General features: G+C 72.6%; 19 protein-coding genes. 10 read left to right on the top strand and 9 right to left on the bottom strand.

The features are described 5' to 3' along the window. Positions 1-66: 66 nt before the first annotated feature. The 6 genes from AB0N27_RS06375 to AB0N27_RS06350 are packed head-to-tail and all read right to left on the bottom strand — an operon-like array spanning position 67 to position 4,623. Complete coding sequence (locus AB0N27_RS06375; protein ID WP_364364034.1) at positions 67-822, bottom strand: urease accessory protein UreD; 756 nt, start codon at positions 820-822, stop codon at positions 67-69. Then, the gene (gene ureG / locus AB0N27_RS06370) at positions 822-1,595 is read right to left on the bottom strand and encodes an urease accessory protein UreG (RefSeq protein WP_364364031.1); all 774 of its coding nucleotides are present in this window, start codon (positions 1,593-1,595) and stop codon (positions 822-824) included. Before ureG ends, AB0N27_RS06375 begins: the two co-directional genes overlap by 1 nt. Beyond that, entirely contained in the window at positions 1,585-2,289 is a 705-nt protein-coding gene (locus AB0N27_RS06365; RefSeq protein WP_364364029.1) for an urease accessory UreF family protein, read from the bottom strand. Before AB0N27_RS06365 ends, ureG begins: the two co-directional genes overlap by 11 nt. Then, a complete protein-coding gene (locus AB0N27_RS06360; RefSeq protein WP_364364026.1) occupies positions 2,289-3,992 on the bottom strand; it encodes an urease subunit alpha in 1,704 nt (567 codons plus the stop codon). Before AB0N27_RS06360 ends, AB0N27_RS06365 begins: the two co-directional genes overlap by 1 nt. Then, positions 3,989-4,324 (bottom strand): urease subunit beta, encoded by a 336-nt coding sequence (locus AB0N27_RS06355; protein ID WP_364364023.1) that lies wholly within the window; start codon positions 4,322-4,324, stop codon positions 3,989-3,991. The genes AB0N27_RS06360 and AB0N27_RS06355 overlap by 4 nt, the downstream gene beginning before the upstream one ends. Continuing rightward, positions 4,321-4,623, bottom strand: a complete 303-nt coding sequence (locus tag AB0N27_RS06350) for an urease subunit gamma (protein ID WP_091398934.1) — start codon at positions 4,621-4,623, stop codon at positions 4,321-4,323. The genes AB0N27_RS06355 and AB0N27_RS06350 overlap by 4 nt, the downstream gene beginning before the upstream one ends. A 290-nt stretch (positions 4,624-4,913) precedes the next feature. Between AB0N27_RS06350 and AB0N27_RS06345 the strand changes: the two genes are divergently transcribed. Continuing rightward, a complete protein-coding gene (locus tag AB0N27_RS06345) occupies positions 4,914-5,321 on the top strand; it encodes a hypothetical protein (protein ID WP_364364020.1) in 408 nt (135 codons plus the stop codon). A gap of 19 nt (positions 5,322-5,340) precedes the next feature. On the opposite strand, the gene AB0N27_RS06340 is transcribed toward AB0N27_RS06345, so the two are convergent. Continuing rightward, positions 5,341-6,516 (bottom strand): LLM class flavin-dependent oxidoreductase, encoded by a 1,176-nt coding sequence (locus tag AB0N27_RS06340; protein ID WP_364364017.1) that lies wholly within the window; start codon positions 6,514-6,516, stop codon positions 5,341-5,343. Positions 6,517-6,692: 176 nt separating this feature from the next. On the opposite strand from AB0N27_RS06340, the gene AB0N27_RS06335 reads away from it, so the two are divergent. From AB0N27_RS06335 to AB0N27_RS06310, 6 genes are read left to right on the top strand one after another with little or no spacing between them, the layout of a single operon-like run. Then, entirely contained in the window at positions 6,693-7,673 is a 981-nt protein-coding gene (locus AB0N27_RS06335; protein ID WP_364364014.1) for an aliphatic sulfonate ABC transporter substrate-binding protein, read from the top strand. Next, complete coding sequence (locus AB0N27_RS06330; protein WP_364364011.1) at positions 7,670-8,503, top strand: ABC transporter permease; 834 nt, start codon at positions 7,670-7,672, stop codon at positions 8,501-8,503. Before AB0N27_RS06335 ends, AB0N27_RS06330 begins: the two co-directional genes overlap by 4 nt. Then, complete coding sequence (locus AB0N27_RS06325) at positions 8,476-9,207, top strand: ABC transporter ATP-binding protein (protein WP_364364008.1); 732 nt, start codon at positions 8,476-8,478, stop codon at positions 9,205-9,207. Before AB0N27_RS06330 ends, AB0N27_RS06325 begins: the two co-directional genes overlap by 28 nt. A gap of 14 nt (positions 9,208-9,221) precedes the next feature. Next, entirely contained in the window at positions 9,222-10,628 is a 1,407-nt protein-coding gene (locus AB0N27_RS06320) for a selenium-binding family protein (protein ID WP_364364005.1), read from the top strand. Further along, positions 10,625-11,254 (top strand): hypothetical protein, encoded by a 630-nt coding sequence (locus AB0N27_RS06315; RefSeq protein ID WP_364364003.1) that lies wholly within the window; start codon positions 10,625-10,627, stop codon positions 11,252-11,254. The genes AB0N27_RS06320 and AB0N27_RS06315 overlap by 4 nt, the downstream gene beginning before the upstream one ends. Before the next feature lie 42 nt (positions 11,255-11,296). Then, on the top strand, positions 11,297-12,313 hold the full coding sequence (locus tag AB0N27_RS06310) for a methyltransferase (RefSeq protein ID WP_364364000.1): 1,017 nt from the start codon (positions 11,297-11,299) through the stop codon (positions 12,311-12,313). Positions 12,314-12,403: 90 nt separating this feature from the next. Here AB0N27_RS06310 and AB0N27_RS06305 read toward each other — a convergent pair whose 3' ends face one another. Next, entirely contained in the window at positions 12,404-13,255 is an 852-nt protein-coding gene (locus AB0N27_RS06305) for an alpha/beta hydrolase (RefSeq protein WP_364363997.1), read from the bottom strand. Positions 13,256-13,449: 194 nt separating this feature from the next. On the opposite strand from AB0N27_RS06305, the gene AB0N27_RS06300 reads away from it, so the two are divergent. Continuing rightward, positions 13,450-14,316 (top strand): metallophosphoesterase, encoded by an 867-nt coding sequence (locus tag AB0N27_RS06300; RefSeq protein ID WP_364363994.1) that lies wholly within the window; start codon positions 13,450-13,452, stop codon positions 14,314-14,316. Between the two features lie 198 nt (positions 14,317-14,514). Here AB0N27_RS06300 and AB0N27_RS06295 read toward each other — a convergent pair whose 3' ends face one another. Beyond that, a complete protein-coding gene (locus tag AB0N27_RS06295; RefSeq protein ID WP_357982076.1) occupies positions 14,515-14,808 on the bottom strand; it encodes a DUF1330 domain-containing protein in 294 nt (97 codons plus the stop codon). Positions 14,809-14,945: 137 nt separating this feature from the next. On the opposite strand from AB0N27_RS06295, the gene AB0N27_RS06290 reads away from it, so the two are divergent. Beyond that, positions 14,946-15,413 (top strand): hypothetical protein, encoded by a 468-nt coding sequence (locus AB0N27_RS06290; protein ID WP_364363990.1) that lies wholly within the window; start codon positions 14,946-14,948, stop codon positions 15,411-15,413. After that, entirely contained in the window at positions 15,406-16,314 is a 909-nt protein-coding gene (locus AB0N27_RS06285) for an alpha/beta hydrolase (protein WP_364363987.1), read from the top strand. Before AB0N27_RS06290 ends, AB0N27_RS06285 begins: the two co-directional genes overlap by 8 nt. Positions 16,315-16,380 lie beyond the last annotated feature (66 nt).

Below are 16,380 nucleotides of genomic sequence, written 5' to 3'. Positions count from 1 at the left end.
CGTCATGCGAACGGCGAATCGCTGCGGTGGGTGGGTTTCTCTCGAGAATAGGGGCCCGCCCGCCCGTCAGGGACGAAGACCGCCAACAACGGCTGCGGCACCTCCAGGCACGGTGAGGTGGGCGCGCAGGGTGTGCGCGTCGGGGGCGGTGGCGGTCCACAGCGTCGCCGGACCGCCGGCCAGCGGCAGCCGGGCGACGCTGCCGTCGGCGATCGCGGGTTCGGCCGGTCGTGACGGGTCCACCAGCAGCAGCGAGCCGGCGGCCGGCGCGCCGCCGAGCACGGCGGGGCCGGCCCAGCCGGGCGCGTGCGGCCCGACGGCAAGCGACTGGCGCAGCAGTGGTCGGCCCGCGTAGTCGACGTGGGTGTGCATGACGGCCCCGCCGGGCGTCTCGCCGTACCTGCCGCAGATCAGCTCGTCGCGCCAGCGCAGGCGCGCGCCGGCGGCCAGCTCGACGCGCGACTCGGCGAGGTGCGCGCAGCCGGCCGCCGCGACCACCTGTTCCGGAAGCCAGTGCAGCGTGGCGCCCGCGTGCACCACCGCCCGCACCGCCATCCGGGACACGGCGCCCACGCGACCCGGCAGGGCTATCGACGCGGCGACGCTGTGCACCCGGACCGCCGCGCCCGGACCCACCTCGATCTCCAGGCGCACGTCGTCCCCGGCGATCGGGCCGGCCGCCCCGCCGACGATGTACACAGTGGCGACACCACGGTCGGCCGGGGTCTGGCGCAGCAGCAACGGCGTTTCGCCGCGCAGCTCGACAAGGGCGGTGCCGCCCCGACCGTCGGCCCGGGCGACGAGGCGGGCGAGCGCCCGCATCAGGTTGGGCCGACCGGGGCGGCCAGAGGGTGCAGGGCGGCGTGGTGAGCCAGCTCGTGCCGGATCCAGTCCGCGACCGACGTCGCCGTGGGGTCTCCCACGATGGACAGGAAGATGGTCGGGAGGTCACCACGCCGGGCCCGCGCGTCGCGGTCCATCACCCCCAGATCCGCGCCGACCATGGGCGCCAGGTCGGTTTTGTTGATCACCAGGAGGTCGGCGGCGGTGACGCCCGGCCCGCCCTTGCGGGGCACCTTGTCCCCGCCCGCCACGTCGACCACGAAGATCTGCCTGTCGACCAGCCCACGGCTGAAGGTGGCGGTCAGGTTGTCCCCGCCGCTCTCCACAAGCACCAGGTCCAGCGGACCGACCGCCTCGGCCAGCTCGTCCACGGCGTCCAGGTTCGCGCCGATGTCGTCGCGGATCGCCGTGTGCGGGCAGCAGCCGGTCTCCACCGCGCGGATCCGGGCGGGGTCCAGCACGCCGGCCCGCCTCAGGAAGTCGGCGTCCTCGGTCGTGTAGATGTCGTTGGTCACCACCCCGAGCCGCAGCTCGTCGGCGAAGGCCCGGCACAGCGCCGCCACCAGGGCGGTCTTGCCCGACCCGACCGGCCCGCCGATGCCGACCCGCAGGGCCCGGCCGGCGCGCGCCAACGGCGGATGCGGGTCCACCCCCGGCTCGGGATGGGTGTGGGGAACGGTCTCGTCGTGCGGCGCGGCGGGCGATGGCGGTGGGGTCGGGTCGGTCGTGGGCACGACGGTGTCAGGACGCAAAGAGACGCACCTCCCAGGTGGCATGGACTTCGGCGTGGATGTCGGCAAGCGGGGCGGCGGCGGCAGGCAGCCGCTCCGGTGGGTCGTCGGCGGCGCGGGCCGCGTCGGCGGCGGTGCCGTCGCAGGCGTCGGCAAGGCCGACAAGCAGGGCCTGGACCCGGTACGGGTCGAGGCCGAGCAGGCGTACACCGGCACTGGCGGCCCCGGTCACCGTGGCGTACGCGGCGACCGTGGCGGTGTCGGAGCGGCTCAGTCCGGCGGCGGCGCAGAGCAGCCCGAGCACCAGCGGCTGGTGCGCTCCCCCGGGCTCGGTGGGCAGGTCGTCGAACGGCGTGTCCGGCCAGATCTCCCGTCCCGCGCGCAGCAGGGCACGACCCTGCCGGCGGGAGACCGCCCGCAGCGCGGGCGCGGCGGTCCGGGCGTCCAGCTCGGCGTCGAGCCGGGCCAGCGCGGCCGGTCGGGACGGACCCGGTTCGGCCGCGTCGACGGCCACCGCCGCCCGGTGCGCCGCCGCCGCGAACGCCGCACCGACCAGACCGGCGGTGGCCAGCCGTCCGGCCAGGAACGCCTCCAGCGAGGCCAGATCGGTGACCCGGCCGGCGGCGACGGCCGCCTCCAGACCGCCGGAGTGCGCGTGCGCCCCGGCCGGGAAGCGCCCGTCGGCCAGCAGCAGCATCAGGCTGGACGTCGTCATCAGAACAGGAAGTACCGCTGCGCCATCGGCAGCTTGGTCACCGGGTCCGGCTCCACCACCTGCCCGTCGATTCGGACGGTGAACGTGTCCGGGTCCACCTCGATCCGCGGCATGGCGTTGTTCTCCGGCAGGTCGGCCTTGCCCCGCGACCGTACGTCCGTCACCGGCACCACGCGGCGTCGCACGTCCAGGCGCAGCCCGGCGTCCAGGGCAGCCGGCGCCACGAAGGCCAGGCTGGTGGCCGCCGCCGCGACGCCGTACGCGCCGAACATCGGCCGCGGCAGAGTCGGCTGCGGGGTCGGGATCGAGGTGTTCGCGTCACCCATCTGGGCGTACGCGATCATGCCGCCCTTGAGCACCAGGTGCGGTCGTACGCCGAAGAACGCCGGGTCCCAGAGCACCAGGTCGGCGAGCTTGCCCGGTTCGACCGAGCCGATCTCCCGTTCCAGCCCGTTGGCCATCGCCGCGCAGATCGTGTATTTGGCCACGTACCGCCGGGCCCGGTGGTTGTCGGCGGGGCCGTCGCCCGGCAGGGCGCCCACCCGGTCCTTCATCACGTGCGCGCTCTGCCAGGTCCGCAGGATCACCTCGCCGACCCGGCCCATCGCCTGCGCGTCGGAGCCGATGATGGAGATGGCGCCGAGGTCGTGCAGCAGGTCCTCGGCGGCCATCGTGGACGGTCGGATCCGGCTCTCGGCGAACGCCAGGTCCTCCGGCACGGACGGGTTGAGGTGGTGGCAGACCATCAGCATGTCCAGGTGCTCGGCGAGGGTGTTGGCGGTGTACGGCCGGGTCGGGTTTGTCGACGACGGCAGCACGTTCGGCTCACCGGCCACGGTGATGATGTCCGGCGCGTGCCCGCCTCCCGCGCCCTCGGTGTGGTACGAGTGGATGGCCCGGCCGCCGATCGCGCGCAGGGTGTCGGCCACGAATCCGGCCTCGTTGAGCGTGTCGGTGTGGATGGAGACCTGCACCCCTGACGCGTCGGCCACCCGCAGGCAGGCGTCGATCGCGGCAGGTGTGGTGCCCCAGTCCTCGTGCAGTTTGAAGCCGCCCGCACCGGCGCGCAGCTGCTCCCACAGCGCCTCGCTGGACACCGTGTTGCCCTTGCCGAGCAGCAGCACGTTCACCGGCAGCGTGTCCAGGGCCTCGTGCATGCGGGCCAAATGCCAGGCGTTCGGGGTGACGGTGGTGGCCCGCGTCCCCTCGGCCGGCCCGGTGCCGCCGCCGACGAGGGTGGTGATGCCACTGGCCAGCGCCTCGGTGACGATCTGCGGGCAGATGAAGTGCACGTGGGTGTCGACAGCCCCGGCGGTGAGGATCCGGCCGTTGCCGGCGATCACCTCGGTGGCCGGGCCGATGACCAGGTCGGGATGGACGCCGGGCATGGTGTCCGGGTTGCCCGCGCGGCCCAGCGCGACGACGCGTCCGTCGCGCAGCCCAACGTCGGCCTTGACCACGCCCCAGTGGTCGAGCACGACGGCGCCGGTGATGACGGTGTCCAACGCGCCCTCGGCGCGGGTGGCGCGGGACTGCCCCATCGACTCGCGGATCACCTTCCCGCCGCCGAAGACCACCTCGTCGCCGCCCACGCAGTGGTCGGTCTCCACCTCGATCAGCAGGTTCGTGTCGGCCAGCCGGATCCGGTCACCGACGGTGGGTCCGTACAGGTCGATGTAGCGGTCGCGCCGCACGGCGCTCACCGCGCCGGCCCGTCGGTCGTCGGGGTGTCCAGTGGCCCGGCGCACTCCGCGCGCAGGCCCGGCACGACGCGCGCGCCACCGAGCGGGACGAGGTCGACGGTGCGGCTGACTCCCGGTTCGAACCGGACCGAGGTGCCGGCCGGCACCGCGAGACGCTGTCCCCACGCGGCGTCCCGATCGAACGACAGGCCCGGATTGGTCTCGGCGAAGTGATAGTGCGAGCCCACCTGCACCGGCCGGTCGGCGGTGTTGACCACGACGAGCGTCGTCACCGGCCGGCCCGCGTTGATCTCGACCGGGCCGGCGGCCGGCAGGATCTCCCCCGGGATCACGGGATGGGGTGGTGCACAGTCACCAACTTGGTGCCGTCCGGGAAGGTCGCCTCCACCTGCACCTCCCTCAGCAGCTCGGGGATGCCGTCCTGGACGTCGTCACGGCCGAGCACGGTCCGACCGGCCGACATCAGGTCGACGACGGACCGGCCGTCGCGGGCCCCTTCGAGCAGGAACGCGGTGATCACCGCGACGGCTTCGGGATAGTTGAGGCGCAGGCCGCGTTCGCGGCGGGCGCGGGCGACATCTGCCGCGACGTGGACGAGCAGGCGGTCCTGCTCGTGCGGGCTGAGGAACACGGGCTCTCCCGGTGGGGATCGGCGTGCCCGGCTCGCCGTCGGCTCCGCACGGAGCCACGCCGGGCGGCAACACCCGGAAGACGAGCTGGAGTCACACGACCGCCGGGCTCGCCGCTGACGGGGCGTTCCGGGACTCCACCATCCCGGCCCGCGCGACGGGCATCCGGCGGTGTCCGGTCGGATGCGGACCGCACCGCCCACCGCTTGAGCCGACCGTAGAGGATCGTCACCGGCCGGGCAACAGGCCGGCCGCCATTCCGGCACGCCGGAACGCGAGGCATGATCGCCGGATGACGGCGACGAGGGGTACGCGGGCACTGCTCGGTGTTCTGTTCCTGGCGGCGGCCACGGTCGGGGTGTGGCTGCTCTGGCTGAGCTGGGACACCGGGTACACGGTCGACGCGCAGACCGACGCGACGAGCGGCCCGTACGCGCCGTGGCAGGTGGTCGGCTGTGTGCTGACGCTAGTGCTGCTGGCCGCGCTCGCCGGTACCCGGCTCAGCCCGTGGCTGGTGGCGCCGGTGATGACTGTGGCCTTCACGGCAGCCTGGTCATGGCGGGCCGCGTCGACCGACGACAGTGGGCTGTGGCCGGTCGGCGCGGGTCTGGTGCTTGTCGCGATGGCGGCAGGCAGCACGCTTGTCAGCGTCGCCGCCCGCCGGGTGAGCCGGCGGAGGTTGGCCGGCCGGCCCGGCTGAGTCGTGGCGTGCGGCCCGGTCAGCGGGCCGCTGCGGGCTCCCGCGTCGGCACCCCGGCGAAGGGGATGTCGACCTGCCCCGTAGACCCCGACCGGCCGTCGGGGTGCCGCCACAGGCCACGGTCACGCAGGATCGGCAGCACACCCTCGCCGAACCAGTACGCCTCCTCCAGGTGGGGATAGCCGGAGAGGATGAACTCGTCGATCCCGAGCGCGTGGTACTCGGCGATCCGGTCGGCGATCTCGCTGTGGCTGCCGACCAGGGCGGTGCCGGCCCCACCGCGGACCAGCCCGACGCCGGCCCACAGGTTGGGCGCGACCTCCAGACGGTCGCGGGAGCCGCCGTGCAGGTCGAGCATCCGGCGCTGCCCCTCGGACTCGCTGCGGCGCAGTCCGTCCTGCACGGCCTGGATGTCGGCCTCGGCGATGCCGTCGAGCAGGCGGCGGGCCTGCGTCCACGCCTGCTCGGCGGTGTCCCGGGCGATGACGTGCAGCCGGATGCCGAAGCGCATCTCGCGTCCGGCGTCGGCCGCCAACGCGCGGACCCGGTTGACCTTGTCGGCGACCTGGGCCGGCGGCTCGCCCCAGGTGAGGTAGACGTCGCTGTGGCGCACCGCCACCGGCAGGGCGGCGGTGGACGAGCCACCGAAGTAGACGGGCGGCACCGGCTCGGGTAGCCGGTGCAGTCGCGCCTGCTCGACGCGCACGTGGGTGCCCGCGTGGTCGACCGTCTCGCCCCGCCACAGCGCGCGTACCACGTGCAGGAACTCGTCGGCTCGCGCGTACCGGGCGTCCTTGTCCAGGAAGTCGCCGTACGCCCGCTGCTCCTGCGACTCGCCGCCGGTGACCACGTTGAGCAGCAGTCGACCTCGGGACAGCCGCTGGAAGGTGGAGGCCATCTGGGCGGCGAGGGTGGGCGCCAGCAGGCCGGGCCGGAACGCGACCAGGAACTTGAGGCGCTCGGTGACCTCGGTGAGCATCGCCGTGCTCAGCCAGGCGTCCTCGCACCAGGCGCCGGTCGGGGTGAGCGCGCCGACGAAGCCGAGCTGCTCGGCGGTGCGGGCGATCTGCCCGAGGTACGCCACGCTGGCCGGGCGGGCGCCTCCGGCGGCCCCGGTCGGTACGCCGTGGCCGCCGCCGACGATGTCCCGGCTGTCGCCGTTGGTGGGCAGGAACCAGTGGAAGGTGAGGGTCATCGGGGGCTCTTTCCGTCGGCGGGGCGGTCGGCGCGCGCGGCGAGGCGGGCGCCTCCTGAGGGGTGGGACGATCCCGCCGACAGCCTACCCATAAAACCTATCGGGTTAGTAGGCTACCGCCCACGCAGTCACGCCGGTCAACGCGGCCCGGCCCACCGTTCGACCAAGGAGCCGCCATGCGCACCCCCTCGATCAGCCCTCCCCCGTACCGCCGTCGACTGGTCACTGCCGCGCTGACGGCAGTCGCTCTGCTCGCCACGGCAGCCGTGAGCGCCTGCGGCGGGTCCGCCGGCGCCGCGGGCGACACGGGAAAGCTCCGGATCGGGTACCAGCGCTTCGGCGGGCTGAGCCTGGTCAAGGCGCGCGGCGCCACGCCGGACGTCGAGTGGTCGCTGTTCGAGAGCGGCCCGGCGCTCACCGAGGCGCTCAAGGCCGGCTCCATCGACATCGGGCAGGTCGGCGAGGCGCCACCGGTCTTCGCCGCCGCCGGGAAGATCCCGTTCTCCGTCATCGGCACCTCGGCGCCGATCCCGCAGGGTGAGGCCGTGCTGGTCAAGGCCGACCGGGGCTTTCGCAGCTTCGCCGACCTCAAGGGCCGGACGGTCGCCCTCAACAAGGGCTCCAATGTGCACTGGCTGCTGGTCCGGCTGCTGGAGGCGAACCACATGACCCTCAAGGACATCCAGGTCAAGTACCTCAAGCCCGCCGAGGGCCGGCCCGCCTTCGACAGCGGCCAGGTCGACGCCTGGGTCATCTGGGACCCGTACTTCGCCCTGGCCGAGCAGCCGGGGGTCCAGGTGCTCGCCGACGCCACGGGCCTGGCCAGCAACCGCGAGTACGTGCTGGCCAGCCCCGACGCCGTCGCGAAGCGCTCGGACGAGATCCGGTCCTTCCTCAAGAGCTACCGCGAGGTGACCGACTGGGGCATCGCCCACCCCGAGGAGCGGGCCGCCACCCTCGCGCCGGAGTTGAAGATCGCGCAGGACGTCACCGCTCGCGCCCTGGACCGCAGTGCCAGGCCGCTGGCCCCGGTCACCACGGCCATCGGCGACGAACTCCAGGCGATCACCGACAGCTTCATCGCCCTGGGGCTCATCCCCGGGCCGGTCGACCTCCGGTCCCGGGTGGACAGCCGGTTCAGTGAGGTCTTCCAGTGAGCCGTACGACGCTCGCCGAGCCGCCCGGCGAGGTCGCTTCGGTCGTCCCGGTGGTCCCCGTCCGCCAGCGCCCGACCCGCCGGTGGTGGCGGCTCGTCAGCCCGGTGGCGCTGATCCTGGGCTGGGAGGTGGCCGCGCGGACCGGGCTGCTGGCGCCCGAGAAGCTGCCGGCGCCCAGCGCCGTCCTGGCCACCGGCTGGCGGCTGACCCGCGACGGCACCCTCGCCGTGCATCTGCTGGACTCCCTCACCCGCGCCGGCGCGGGACTGCTTGTCGGCGGTGTCCTGGCGCTGATCCTGGGCACCGTGGCAGGGCTGCTGCGACTCGGCGACGACCTGGTCGACCCGCCTGTGCAGATGGCCCGGATGCTGCCGCACCTCGGCCTCGTCCCGCTGCTGATCATCTGGGTCGGCATCGGCGAATCACTCAAGATCAGCCTGGTGGCCCTCGGCGCGTTCTTCCCCATCTACTTCAACACGTACGCCGGCATCCGGGACATCGACGAGCGGCTGGTGGAGGCGGCCCGCACCTGCGGCCTGGGGCAGGCCGCCCGCCTGCGCCACGTGGTGCTGCCCGGCGCGCTGCCGTCCCTCTTCCTCGGGCTCCGGCTGGCGATCGGGGCGGCCTGGCTCAGCCTCGTCGTCGGCGAGCAGGTGAACGCCCAGACCGGGATCGGCTTTCTGATGATGGAGGCACGGGAGTTCAGCCAGACCGATGTGGTGGTGCTCGGCCTGCTCGTCTACGCGCTGCTCGGGCTGATATCCGACAGTGCGCTGCGTGTCCTGGAGAGGAGGATGTTGACATGGCGTCGCGGACTGCGGGCCACCTGAACGGCACCGCGCCGGTGCTCACCGCCCACGCGGTGCGCCGGGCGTTCGGGCCGACGGTCGTGCTCGCCGGTGTCGACCTGAGCATCGCCCGCGGCGAGGTCGTCGCCCTGCTGGGCGGCAGCGGCTCGGGCAAGAGCACCCTCCTGCGGATCCTCGCCGGCCTGGACGGCGAGGCCAGCGGGACGGTCGTCGTGCACGGCACCGCAGCCGTTGTCTTCCAGGAACACCGGCTGCTGCCGTGGAAACGGGTGGCCGACAACGTCGGGCTGGGGCTGTCCGGTGCGGACGCCACCGGACGGATCCACCGGGCACTGGCCGAGGTCGGGCTCGCCGACCGGCACCGCGCCTGGCCTGCCGAACTGTCCGGCGGGCAGGCGCAACGCGTGGCCGTGGCGCGGGCGCTGGTCCGCGAACCGGACCTGCTGCTGCTCGACGAACCGTTCGGCGCCCTCGACGCGCTCACCAGGCTGCGGATGCAGATCCTGCTGCGCCGCCTACGCGCCGAGCACGGCTTCGCCGCCCTGCTGGTCACCCACGACGTGGAGGAGGCACTGCTGCTCGCCGACCGGATCCTGCTGCTCGACGACTGCCGCATCGCCGCGGACCTGCCCGTGGACCTGGCCCCCACCCGTACTCCTGACGACCCGGCCTTCGGCGCGCTGCGCCGCCACCTGCTCGACCGGCTCGGCGTTCCCACCACCTGACGAGCGGAGACGCGATGACCCGCTGGACCCCCGACCCCACCTTCTACCCGTCGCCCCGCGACGCGGTGACCGCACCTGTGGAGAAGCTCGCCTACGTGGCGGCCTTCGACCGCACCGCCAGCCGCCCGGACGCCATCGTGGTGCTGGACACCGACCCCGACTCCCCCGACTACGGCCGTGTCGTCGGCTGGACCGACCTGCCGTACGTCGGTGACGAGCTGCACCACTTGGGCTGGAACGCGTGCAGCAGCGCGCTCTGCCCGACCGCCCCGCACCCGCACGTCGAGCGGCGCTACCTGATCGTGCCCGGCCTGCGGTCGTCGCGGATCCACGTGCTCGACACCCAGCCCGACCCGCGCCAGCCGCAGGTCGTCAAGGTGATCGGCCCGGAGGAGCTGGCGAAGCGGGCCGGCTACTCCCGGCCACACACCGTGCACTGTGGGCCGGACGGCATCTACCTCTCCGCCCTCGGCGGCGCCGACGGCGAGGAGGGGCCCGGCGGCATCGCGATCCTCGACCACACCACCTTCGAGGTACGCGGGGCGTGGGAGGCCGACCGGGGCCCGCAGTTCCTGGCGTACGACGTGTGGTGGCATCTCACCCAGGACGTGCTTGTCACAAGCGAGTGGGGCACCCCGTCGATGATCGAGGACGGCATCATCGGCGAGCTGCTGCTGGGCCGGCGGTACGGGCACGCCATCCACTTCTGGGACCTCGCGAAACGTCGACACGTCCAGCGGGTCGATCTCGGCGACCAGTACCAGATGCCGCTGGAGCTGCGCCCGGCGCACGACCCGTCGAGGTCGTACGGCTTCGTCGGGGTGGTGATCAGTGTCGAGGACCTGTCCGCCTCGGTCTGGCTGTGGCACCGCGACGGCGACGCCTGGGCGGTCACCAAGGTGATCGACATCCCGGCCGAGCCGGCCGACCCGGCGGACCTGCCCGACCTGCTCAAGCCGTTCGGCGCGGTGCCACCACTGGTGACCGACATCGACCTGTCGGTGGACGACAGGTTCCTCTACGTGTCCTGCTGGGGCACCGGCGAGCTGCGCCAGTACGACGTCAGCGACCCGCTGCACCCGGTGCAGACCGGCTCGGTGCGCCTTGGTGGGATCGTCCGCCGTACGGCGCACCCGTCCGCGCCCGACGAGGCGCTGGCCGGTGGACCGCAGATGGTCGAGGTGAGCCGGGACGGGCGGCGGGTCTACGTCAGCAACTCCCTCTACGGCTCGTGGGACGACCAGTTCTACCCCGACGGGGTGGGTGCCTGGCTGGCGAAACTCGACGTGGACGTCGACGCCGGAGGGCTCACCCCCGATGCGCGGTTCTTCCCGCACGGCGAGGAGTTCCGGGGTCTTCGGGTGCACCAGACCCGGTTGCAGGGCGGGGACGCGTCCTCCGACTCGTACTGCTTTCCGTGACCGTCGCGACAGTGGTGACGCTCGCGGCGCTCGGCGCGTTCCACGGCCTGAACCCGGCGATGGGCTGGCTGTTCGCGGTCGCCCGGGGATTGCAGGAGCGCAGCCGGTCGGCCCTGCTGCGCTCGCTGCCGCCGATCGCGGTGGGGCACCTCGCGTCGGTGGGGATCGTCGCCGCGCTGGTGACGGCGACCCGGTCGGTGACGGCGAGCACCGCCCTGGCGGTGGCCGGCGGCGTGCTGCTTGTCGCGTTCGGGCTGTGGCGGCTGCTCTCCGAGCGCCACTTCCGGTGGGCCGGGATGCGGCTGTCCGCGGCGCAGCTCGCCGGCTGGTCGTTCCTCATGTCGTCGGCGCACGGCGCCGGGCTGATGCTCCTGCCGGTGCTGGTGGCCGAGCCGGTGCCCGGGGGGCACTCCGGGCACCTGGCCGCCGCGCCGGTGGGTGCGCTGTCCGGCCTCGCGGCGGCCGGGGTGCACACCGTGGCCATGCTCGGCACGGCCCTGGTCATCGCGATGCTGGTCTATCAGGTGTTCGGAGTCGGTGTGCTGCGTCGGGCCTGGTTCAACGTGGACCGGCTCTGGGCCGGGGTGCTGGTGGCAGCGGGGTTGGTGACGCTGATCCGGGCCTGACAGTCCATCGTGGAAGTGTCCAAACTGTGCTTTCATGTCGGCATGATCACTCCCACTCCCCTCATGCGCCTGGTGGCCGGTGTGTGGGGGTTCAAGACCCTCGCGGTAGGCGTCGAACTCGGTCTGTTCACCCGGCTCGCCGGCGGCCGGACGATGACCGTCGAGCAGGCCTCCGCCGAGTTCGGGCTGCCGGACCGACCGGCGGACCTGCTGCTGGCCGCCAGCGCCTCGCTGGGGCTGCTGGAGAGGTCCGGCGACGGCTACCGCAACACCGAGTTGGCCGAGCAGTTCCTGGTCGAGGGTCGCCCGTACTACTTCGGCGCGCAGGTCCGCTACTCGGACCTGCGCACCTACCTGCCCTGGCACCGGATCGGTGAGGCGCTGCGCACGGACCGGCCGCTGACCTGGGACCCGGAGGCCCAACAGTCGATGTTCGACACCGCCGACCCGGAGATGCTCGCGCAGTTCTGGGACGCGATGTTCTCCACGTCGAGCTTCACCGCCAGCGCGTTGGCCGACGCGTACGACTTCTCCGCACACCGGCGGCTGCTCGACGTGGGGGGCGGGGCCGGCGCGTTCCCGATCGAGTTCTGCCGCCGCCTGCCGGAGCTGCGGGCGACCGTCCTGGACCTGCCGCACGTGTGCGTACGGGCGCGCGAGCGCATCGCGGAGGCCAACCTGAGCGGACGGATCGACGCGGTGGCCGGGGACTTCCTTGCCGACCCGGCGCTGCCGGACGGGCACGACGTCATCCTGCTCAGCATGATCCTGCACGACTGGGACGAGCCGACGAACCGGGCGCTGCTGGCCCGGTGCCATGCGGCGCTGCCGGCGGGCGGGGCGATAGTCGTCTGCGAACTGCTGCTCAACGACGAACGCACAGGCCCACCGGAGGCCGCCCTGATGGGGATGAACATGCTCGTCGAGACCGAGGGCGGCCGGAACTACTCGGGCGCCGAGTACACCGCCTGGCTCACCGACGCCGGCTTCGTCGACGTGCGGACGGTACCGTTCGACGCGCCCGGCGCCAACGGCGCGGTGGTCGCCCGCAGGCCCTGAATGCCGACGACACCCGGCCCCGGTGCGAACCGGGGGCCGGGTGTCGCGGCGCCGTGATGGCGCCGGCGTCCGATCGGCTACCCGTACGGGTCAGGCGCGAGCCTTGGCCGGCTGCTTCATGAAGTCCATGATCGCCTTGTTGACGTCCTCGGCGTGGGTCCACGGGATGCCGTGCGGCGCGCCCTTGAGCGTGATGAGCTGGCCGGTCGGCATCATCGGTCCGAGTCGCTGACCGGTCACCGGGTAGGGCAGCACCCGGTCCTGGTCACCCTGCACGATCAGCACCGGAATGTTGATCTTCGGCAGGTCCTGGCGGAAGTCCTCCTGCCAGGCGTCCACGCTGTCGTGGGTGCCCTTGGCGGAGGCCATGGCGCCGATCTGCCAGTGCGCCCGGTACGCCTCCTCGCTGACCCGCTTGCCCATGTTCTGATCCGGGTTGAAGAACGCGTCACAGAACGACGTCAGGTAGGCGAAGCGGTCCTTGATGATGGCGTCCTGGAAGCCCTTGAACAGGCTCCTTTCGACACCCTCCGGGTTGTCCTTGGCCTTGGCCAGCATGGGCTGCAACGGACTGAGCAGCACCGCCCGGCTGACCCGCTGCGAGCCGTAGTTGCCCAGGTAGCGGACGACCTCACCGGTGCCCATCGAGTGACCGATCAGGGTCACGTCGTTGAGGTCCAGCTCGGTCATCAGCACGTCCAGGTCCGCGGCGAACGTGTTGTAGTCGTACCCGAACGTCGGCTGGGCGGAGTTGCCGAAACCGCGCCGATCGTAGGTGATCGTCCGGTATCCGGCGTTGAGCAGCGCCGTGGTCTCCTTCTCCCAGGTCGCCCCGTTGAACGGGAAACCATGGATCAGCACCACCGGCTTACCGGATCCGTGGTCCTCGTAGTACAGGTCGATGGGCGCGGAGTTTTCCGTACCCACGGTGATGAAAGGCATGTTCGTCTCCTGCTCCGGTTCGGGCTGTCGGACGCCTGCCGCTTTCCCGCCGGGTCGGCGGATATGCCGGTCATGGACGCCACCCACCCCTGTCGCCTGACGACCGGGCGCCCCTTCTCGCATCGGCCCTGCGACGGTGGTCACGGCAGGACGGAGGTGTGCCGATCGCGCCCGGACCGCCTACTCTCGGGGTCGTGAGTGATCCGCCCCGGCTCCGGGCCGTCAGCGACCTGCACGTCGGCCATCCGGAGAACCGGGCGTTCGTCCAGGAACTCCGCCCGGGCCACGACGACGACTGGCTGCTGGTGCCCGGCGACGTGGGCGAGCGGTTCGCCGACATCGAGTGGGCGCTGGCGGTGCTGAGCAGCCGGTTCGCGAAGGTCGTCTGGGCGCCCGGCAACCACGAGTTGTGGACACCCCCGGGCGACCCGGTGGCACTGCGCGGCGAGGCCCGCTACCGCGAACTGGTGGCGATGTGCAGGCGGTTGGGCGTCGTCACCCCTGAGGATCCCTATCCGGTGTGGGACGGCGTGGGCGGCCCGGCCACGATCGCCCCGCTCTTCGTGCTGTACGACTACACGTTCCGGGTGCCCGAGGCGCGCACCCAGCAGGAGTCGCTGGAGCTGGCGTACGAGGCAGGGGTGGTGTGCACCGACGAGGTGCTGCTGCACCCCGACCCGTACCCGAGCCGCGAGGCGTGGTGCGCCGCCCGGGTCACCCAGACCGAACGGCGGCTGGCCGAGCGTGACCCGGAGCTGCCGACCGTGCTTGTCAACCACTACCCGCTGGTGCGCGAGCCCACCGACGTGCTGCGGTACCCGCTGTTCGCGCAGTGGTGCGGCACGGTGCGCACCAGCGACTGGCACCTGCGGTTCGGGGCGTCCACAGTTGTCTACGGGCACCTGCACATCCCGCGCACCACGTTCCACGACGGGGTGCGCTTCGAGGAGGTCTCGCTGGGCTACCCGCGGGAGTGGCAGCAGCGGGGGCCGGTGCCGCGCGCGGTGCGGGTGATCGACCCGGCGGACGACCTGCGGCGGCGCTCGTCCGTCAGCGGCTGAGGTCGACGAGCGTCGCCTGTGGCGCCACGCCGGCCGGCCCCTGGGACGCGCGGGCGACACCGCGATGAGAGTACGCGCCAACGGCCGCCACCGGACCTCGGTCCGCCTCGATGCGGCCGGTCTCGACCGGGCCCATGCCCGAGTGAACAACCGATTTGGGCCAGGCAGGCTGGGCGCCCGCGCCGACATCGCGGTCGGTCAGTCGATGCCCTCGACGATGCGGAAGTCGCGCTCGACGCCGTCGGAGAGGGCGACAAGCGCCTCCTGGTAGGCCGCACTCTCGTACGCCGTGACGGCCTGCTCGAAGCTGTCGAACTCGATCAGGATGGTCCGCTCGGCGATGCCGGCGTCATGCGCCACGACCCGACCGCCACGGACCAGGACCCGACCGCCCCCGGCCGCAACGGCCGGGCCGGCCAGCGCGTTGTAGGCAGCCAGCTTCTCCGGGTCGGAAATGGTGCGGTAGGCGCTGACCCAGTAGCCCTTGGGCATGGAACCTCCAGTGTTGGGGTGAGCAAATCTGTTGCCCGGTCGCCTGTCGACAGTACCGCCCACCGTGCTCACGCCATCGTGCTTGACACTCGACGTCAAGTACTTGACGATGGGCGTCAAGTAGCGGAGGAGGCAGCATGGCGCCAACCGACGAGGACCTGACCGAGCATCTCATCCGGTTGATCGACATCCGCCTGCTCGACCCCCTCGAAATCCTGGTCGACGGCCACGACGCCATCGACCCGCTGCGCGCCGTCATCCGGGAGCGGGCCCGGTCCTGGGCCACCACGATCGTCAGCGGCGACGACCGGGCCGCCGTCGGCGTGGTCATGCGCGCGATTTCCACCCTCTACCCGGGGGACGGACCGTTCGACCCGCCCATCGATTGGTGGCGCAGTCCTTTCGGCCAGGCCGTCGCGCGACGGGTCGGCCACCCGACCGCCGAGTCCGTGTCGTATGCGGTGGCCGGGGCCATGCTCGGGATCACCCGCCAGGGCGTCCACGACCTGGTCTCCCGCGACAAGCTCGCCCGCCACCCCGAAGGCGGCGTGCGCTCCGCCTCCGTACGCGACCGACTGCTCAACGAAGGAACCCGACGTGCCTGAGACCTTTGTCGACTCCGGGACCGTACCCATCGCGGTCCGCGACTTCGGTGGACCCGGACAACCGCTGCTGCTCCTTCACGGCGCCGGCGGCAACCTCGCCCAGATGGCCACCCTCGCCGAACACCTGCGCCCGACCCACCGGGTGGTCACCGTCGATCTGCGTGGTCACGGCCGGTCCGGGGACGGCCCGTGGCGCTGGGACGACGTCCTGGCCGACCTGGCCGCCGTCACCGACCACCTCGGTCTCGTCTCCCCAGCGGTGGTCGGCGTTTCTCTGGGCGGCATGCTCGCCACCCTCTGGGCGCAGCGTCACCCGGAGTGCCCCGGTGCCGTCAGCTTCGACGGCAATCCGCCGCCGAACCGTCCGGACCAGCTCTCCGGGCTGGATCCGGAGCAGGCCGAGACCGAGCTGGCCAAGCTGCGGGCCGTCTTCGACGGGATGGCCGCGATGCTTGCCGAACCGCTAACCGCCGAACAGGTGGCCGCCATGCTTGCGGGGCAGCGGGCCATGGCCCAGCGCTACGGCGCCGCACCCGACGACTGGGTGGCGGCCTTCGAACGCAACCTCGTGCCCGGCGACGACGGCAGCAGCCGGCTGCGGCCCGCCCCGGCCCTCACCCGGCAGCTCCGGGACGCCATGGACTCCCTCGACCTGACGCCCGCCTACCGCGACGCCCGCTGCCCGCTGCTGCTCGTCCTCGCCACCGAGGACCTGCCCGAACAACAGCCGTTCCACGGCCTGTACGAGGCGTACCGCCAGGTCACCGCCGAACGGCTTGCCACTGTGGACAACCCGTCTCTGCGGGTGCGGCACCTCGCCGGCGCCAGCCACGCGATGGTCGCCGAACGCCCACAGGAGCTCGCCACTCTCATCACCGACTTCCTCAGCCCTCACGACTGAGGGCGACTCGCGCCGCCCCGCGCAGATCACCTGCGTGCAGGTAAATCCGCGCGGCGTCGAGCAGAC

Source organism: Micromonospora sp. NPDC093244 (genome assembly GCF_040683695.1).
Lineage (GTDB): Bacteria > Actinomycetota > Actinomycetes > Mycobacteriales > Micromonosporaceae > Micromonospora.
Note: the sequence above shows the minus strand (reverse complement) of the source record. Positions and strands in the feature narration are given on the sequence as shown.

Coding starts and splice junctions, on each gene's coding strand:
- AB0N27_RS06375 (WP_364364034.1), bottom strand. CDS start 822: ATGCGGGCGCTCGCCCGCCTCGTCGCCCGGGCCGACGGTCGGGGCGGC.
- AB0N27_RS06365 (WP_364364029.1), bottom strand. CDS start 2,289: ATGACGACGTCCAGCCTGATGCTGCTGCTGGCCGACGGGCGCTTCCCG.
- AB0N27_RS06345 (WP_364364020.1), top strand. CDS start 4,914: ATGACGGCGACGAGGGGTACGCGGGCACTGCTCGGTGTTCTGTTCCTG.
- AB0N27_RS06340 (WP_364364017.1), bottom strand. CDS start 6,516: ATGACCCTCACCTTCCACTGGTTCCTGCCCACCAACGGCGACAGCCGG.
- AB0N27_RS06335 (WP_364364014.1), top strand. CDS start 6,693: ATGCGCACCCCCTCGATCAGCCCTCCCCCGTACCGCCGTCGACTGGTC.
- AB0N27_RS06325 (WP_364364008.1), top strand. CDS start 8,476: ATGGCGTCGCGGACTGCGGGCCACCTGAACGGCACCGCGCCGGTGCTC.
- AB0N27_RS06320 (WP_364364005.1), top strand. CDS start 9,222: ATGACCCGCTGGACCCCCGACCCCACCTTCTACCCGTCGCCCCGCGAC.
- AB0N27_RS06310 (WP_364364000.1), top strand. CDS start 11,297: ATGATCACTCCCACTCCCCTCATGCGCCTGGTGGCCGGTGTGTGGGGG.
- AB0N27_RS06305 (WP_364363997.1), bottom strand. CDS start 13,255: ATGCCTTTCATCACCGTGGGTACGGAAAACTCCGCGCCCATCGACCTG.
- AB0N27_RS06295 (WP_357982076.1), bottom strand. CDS start 14,808: ATGCCCAAGGGCTACTGGGTCAGCGCCTACCGCACCATTTCCGACCCG.
- AB0N27_RS06290 (WP_364363990.1), top strand. CDS start 14,946: ATGGCGCCAACCGACGAGGACCTGACCGAGCATCTCATCCGGTTGATC.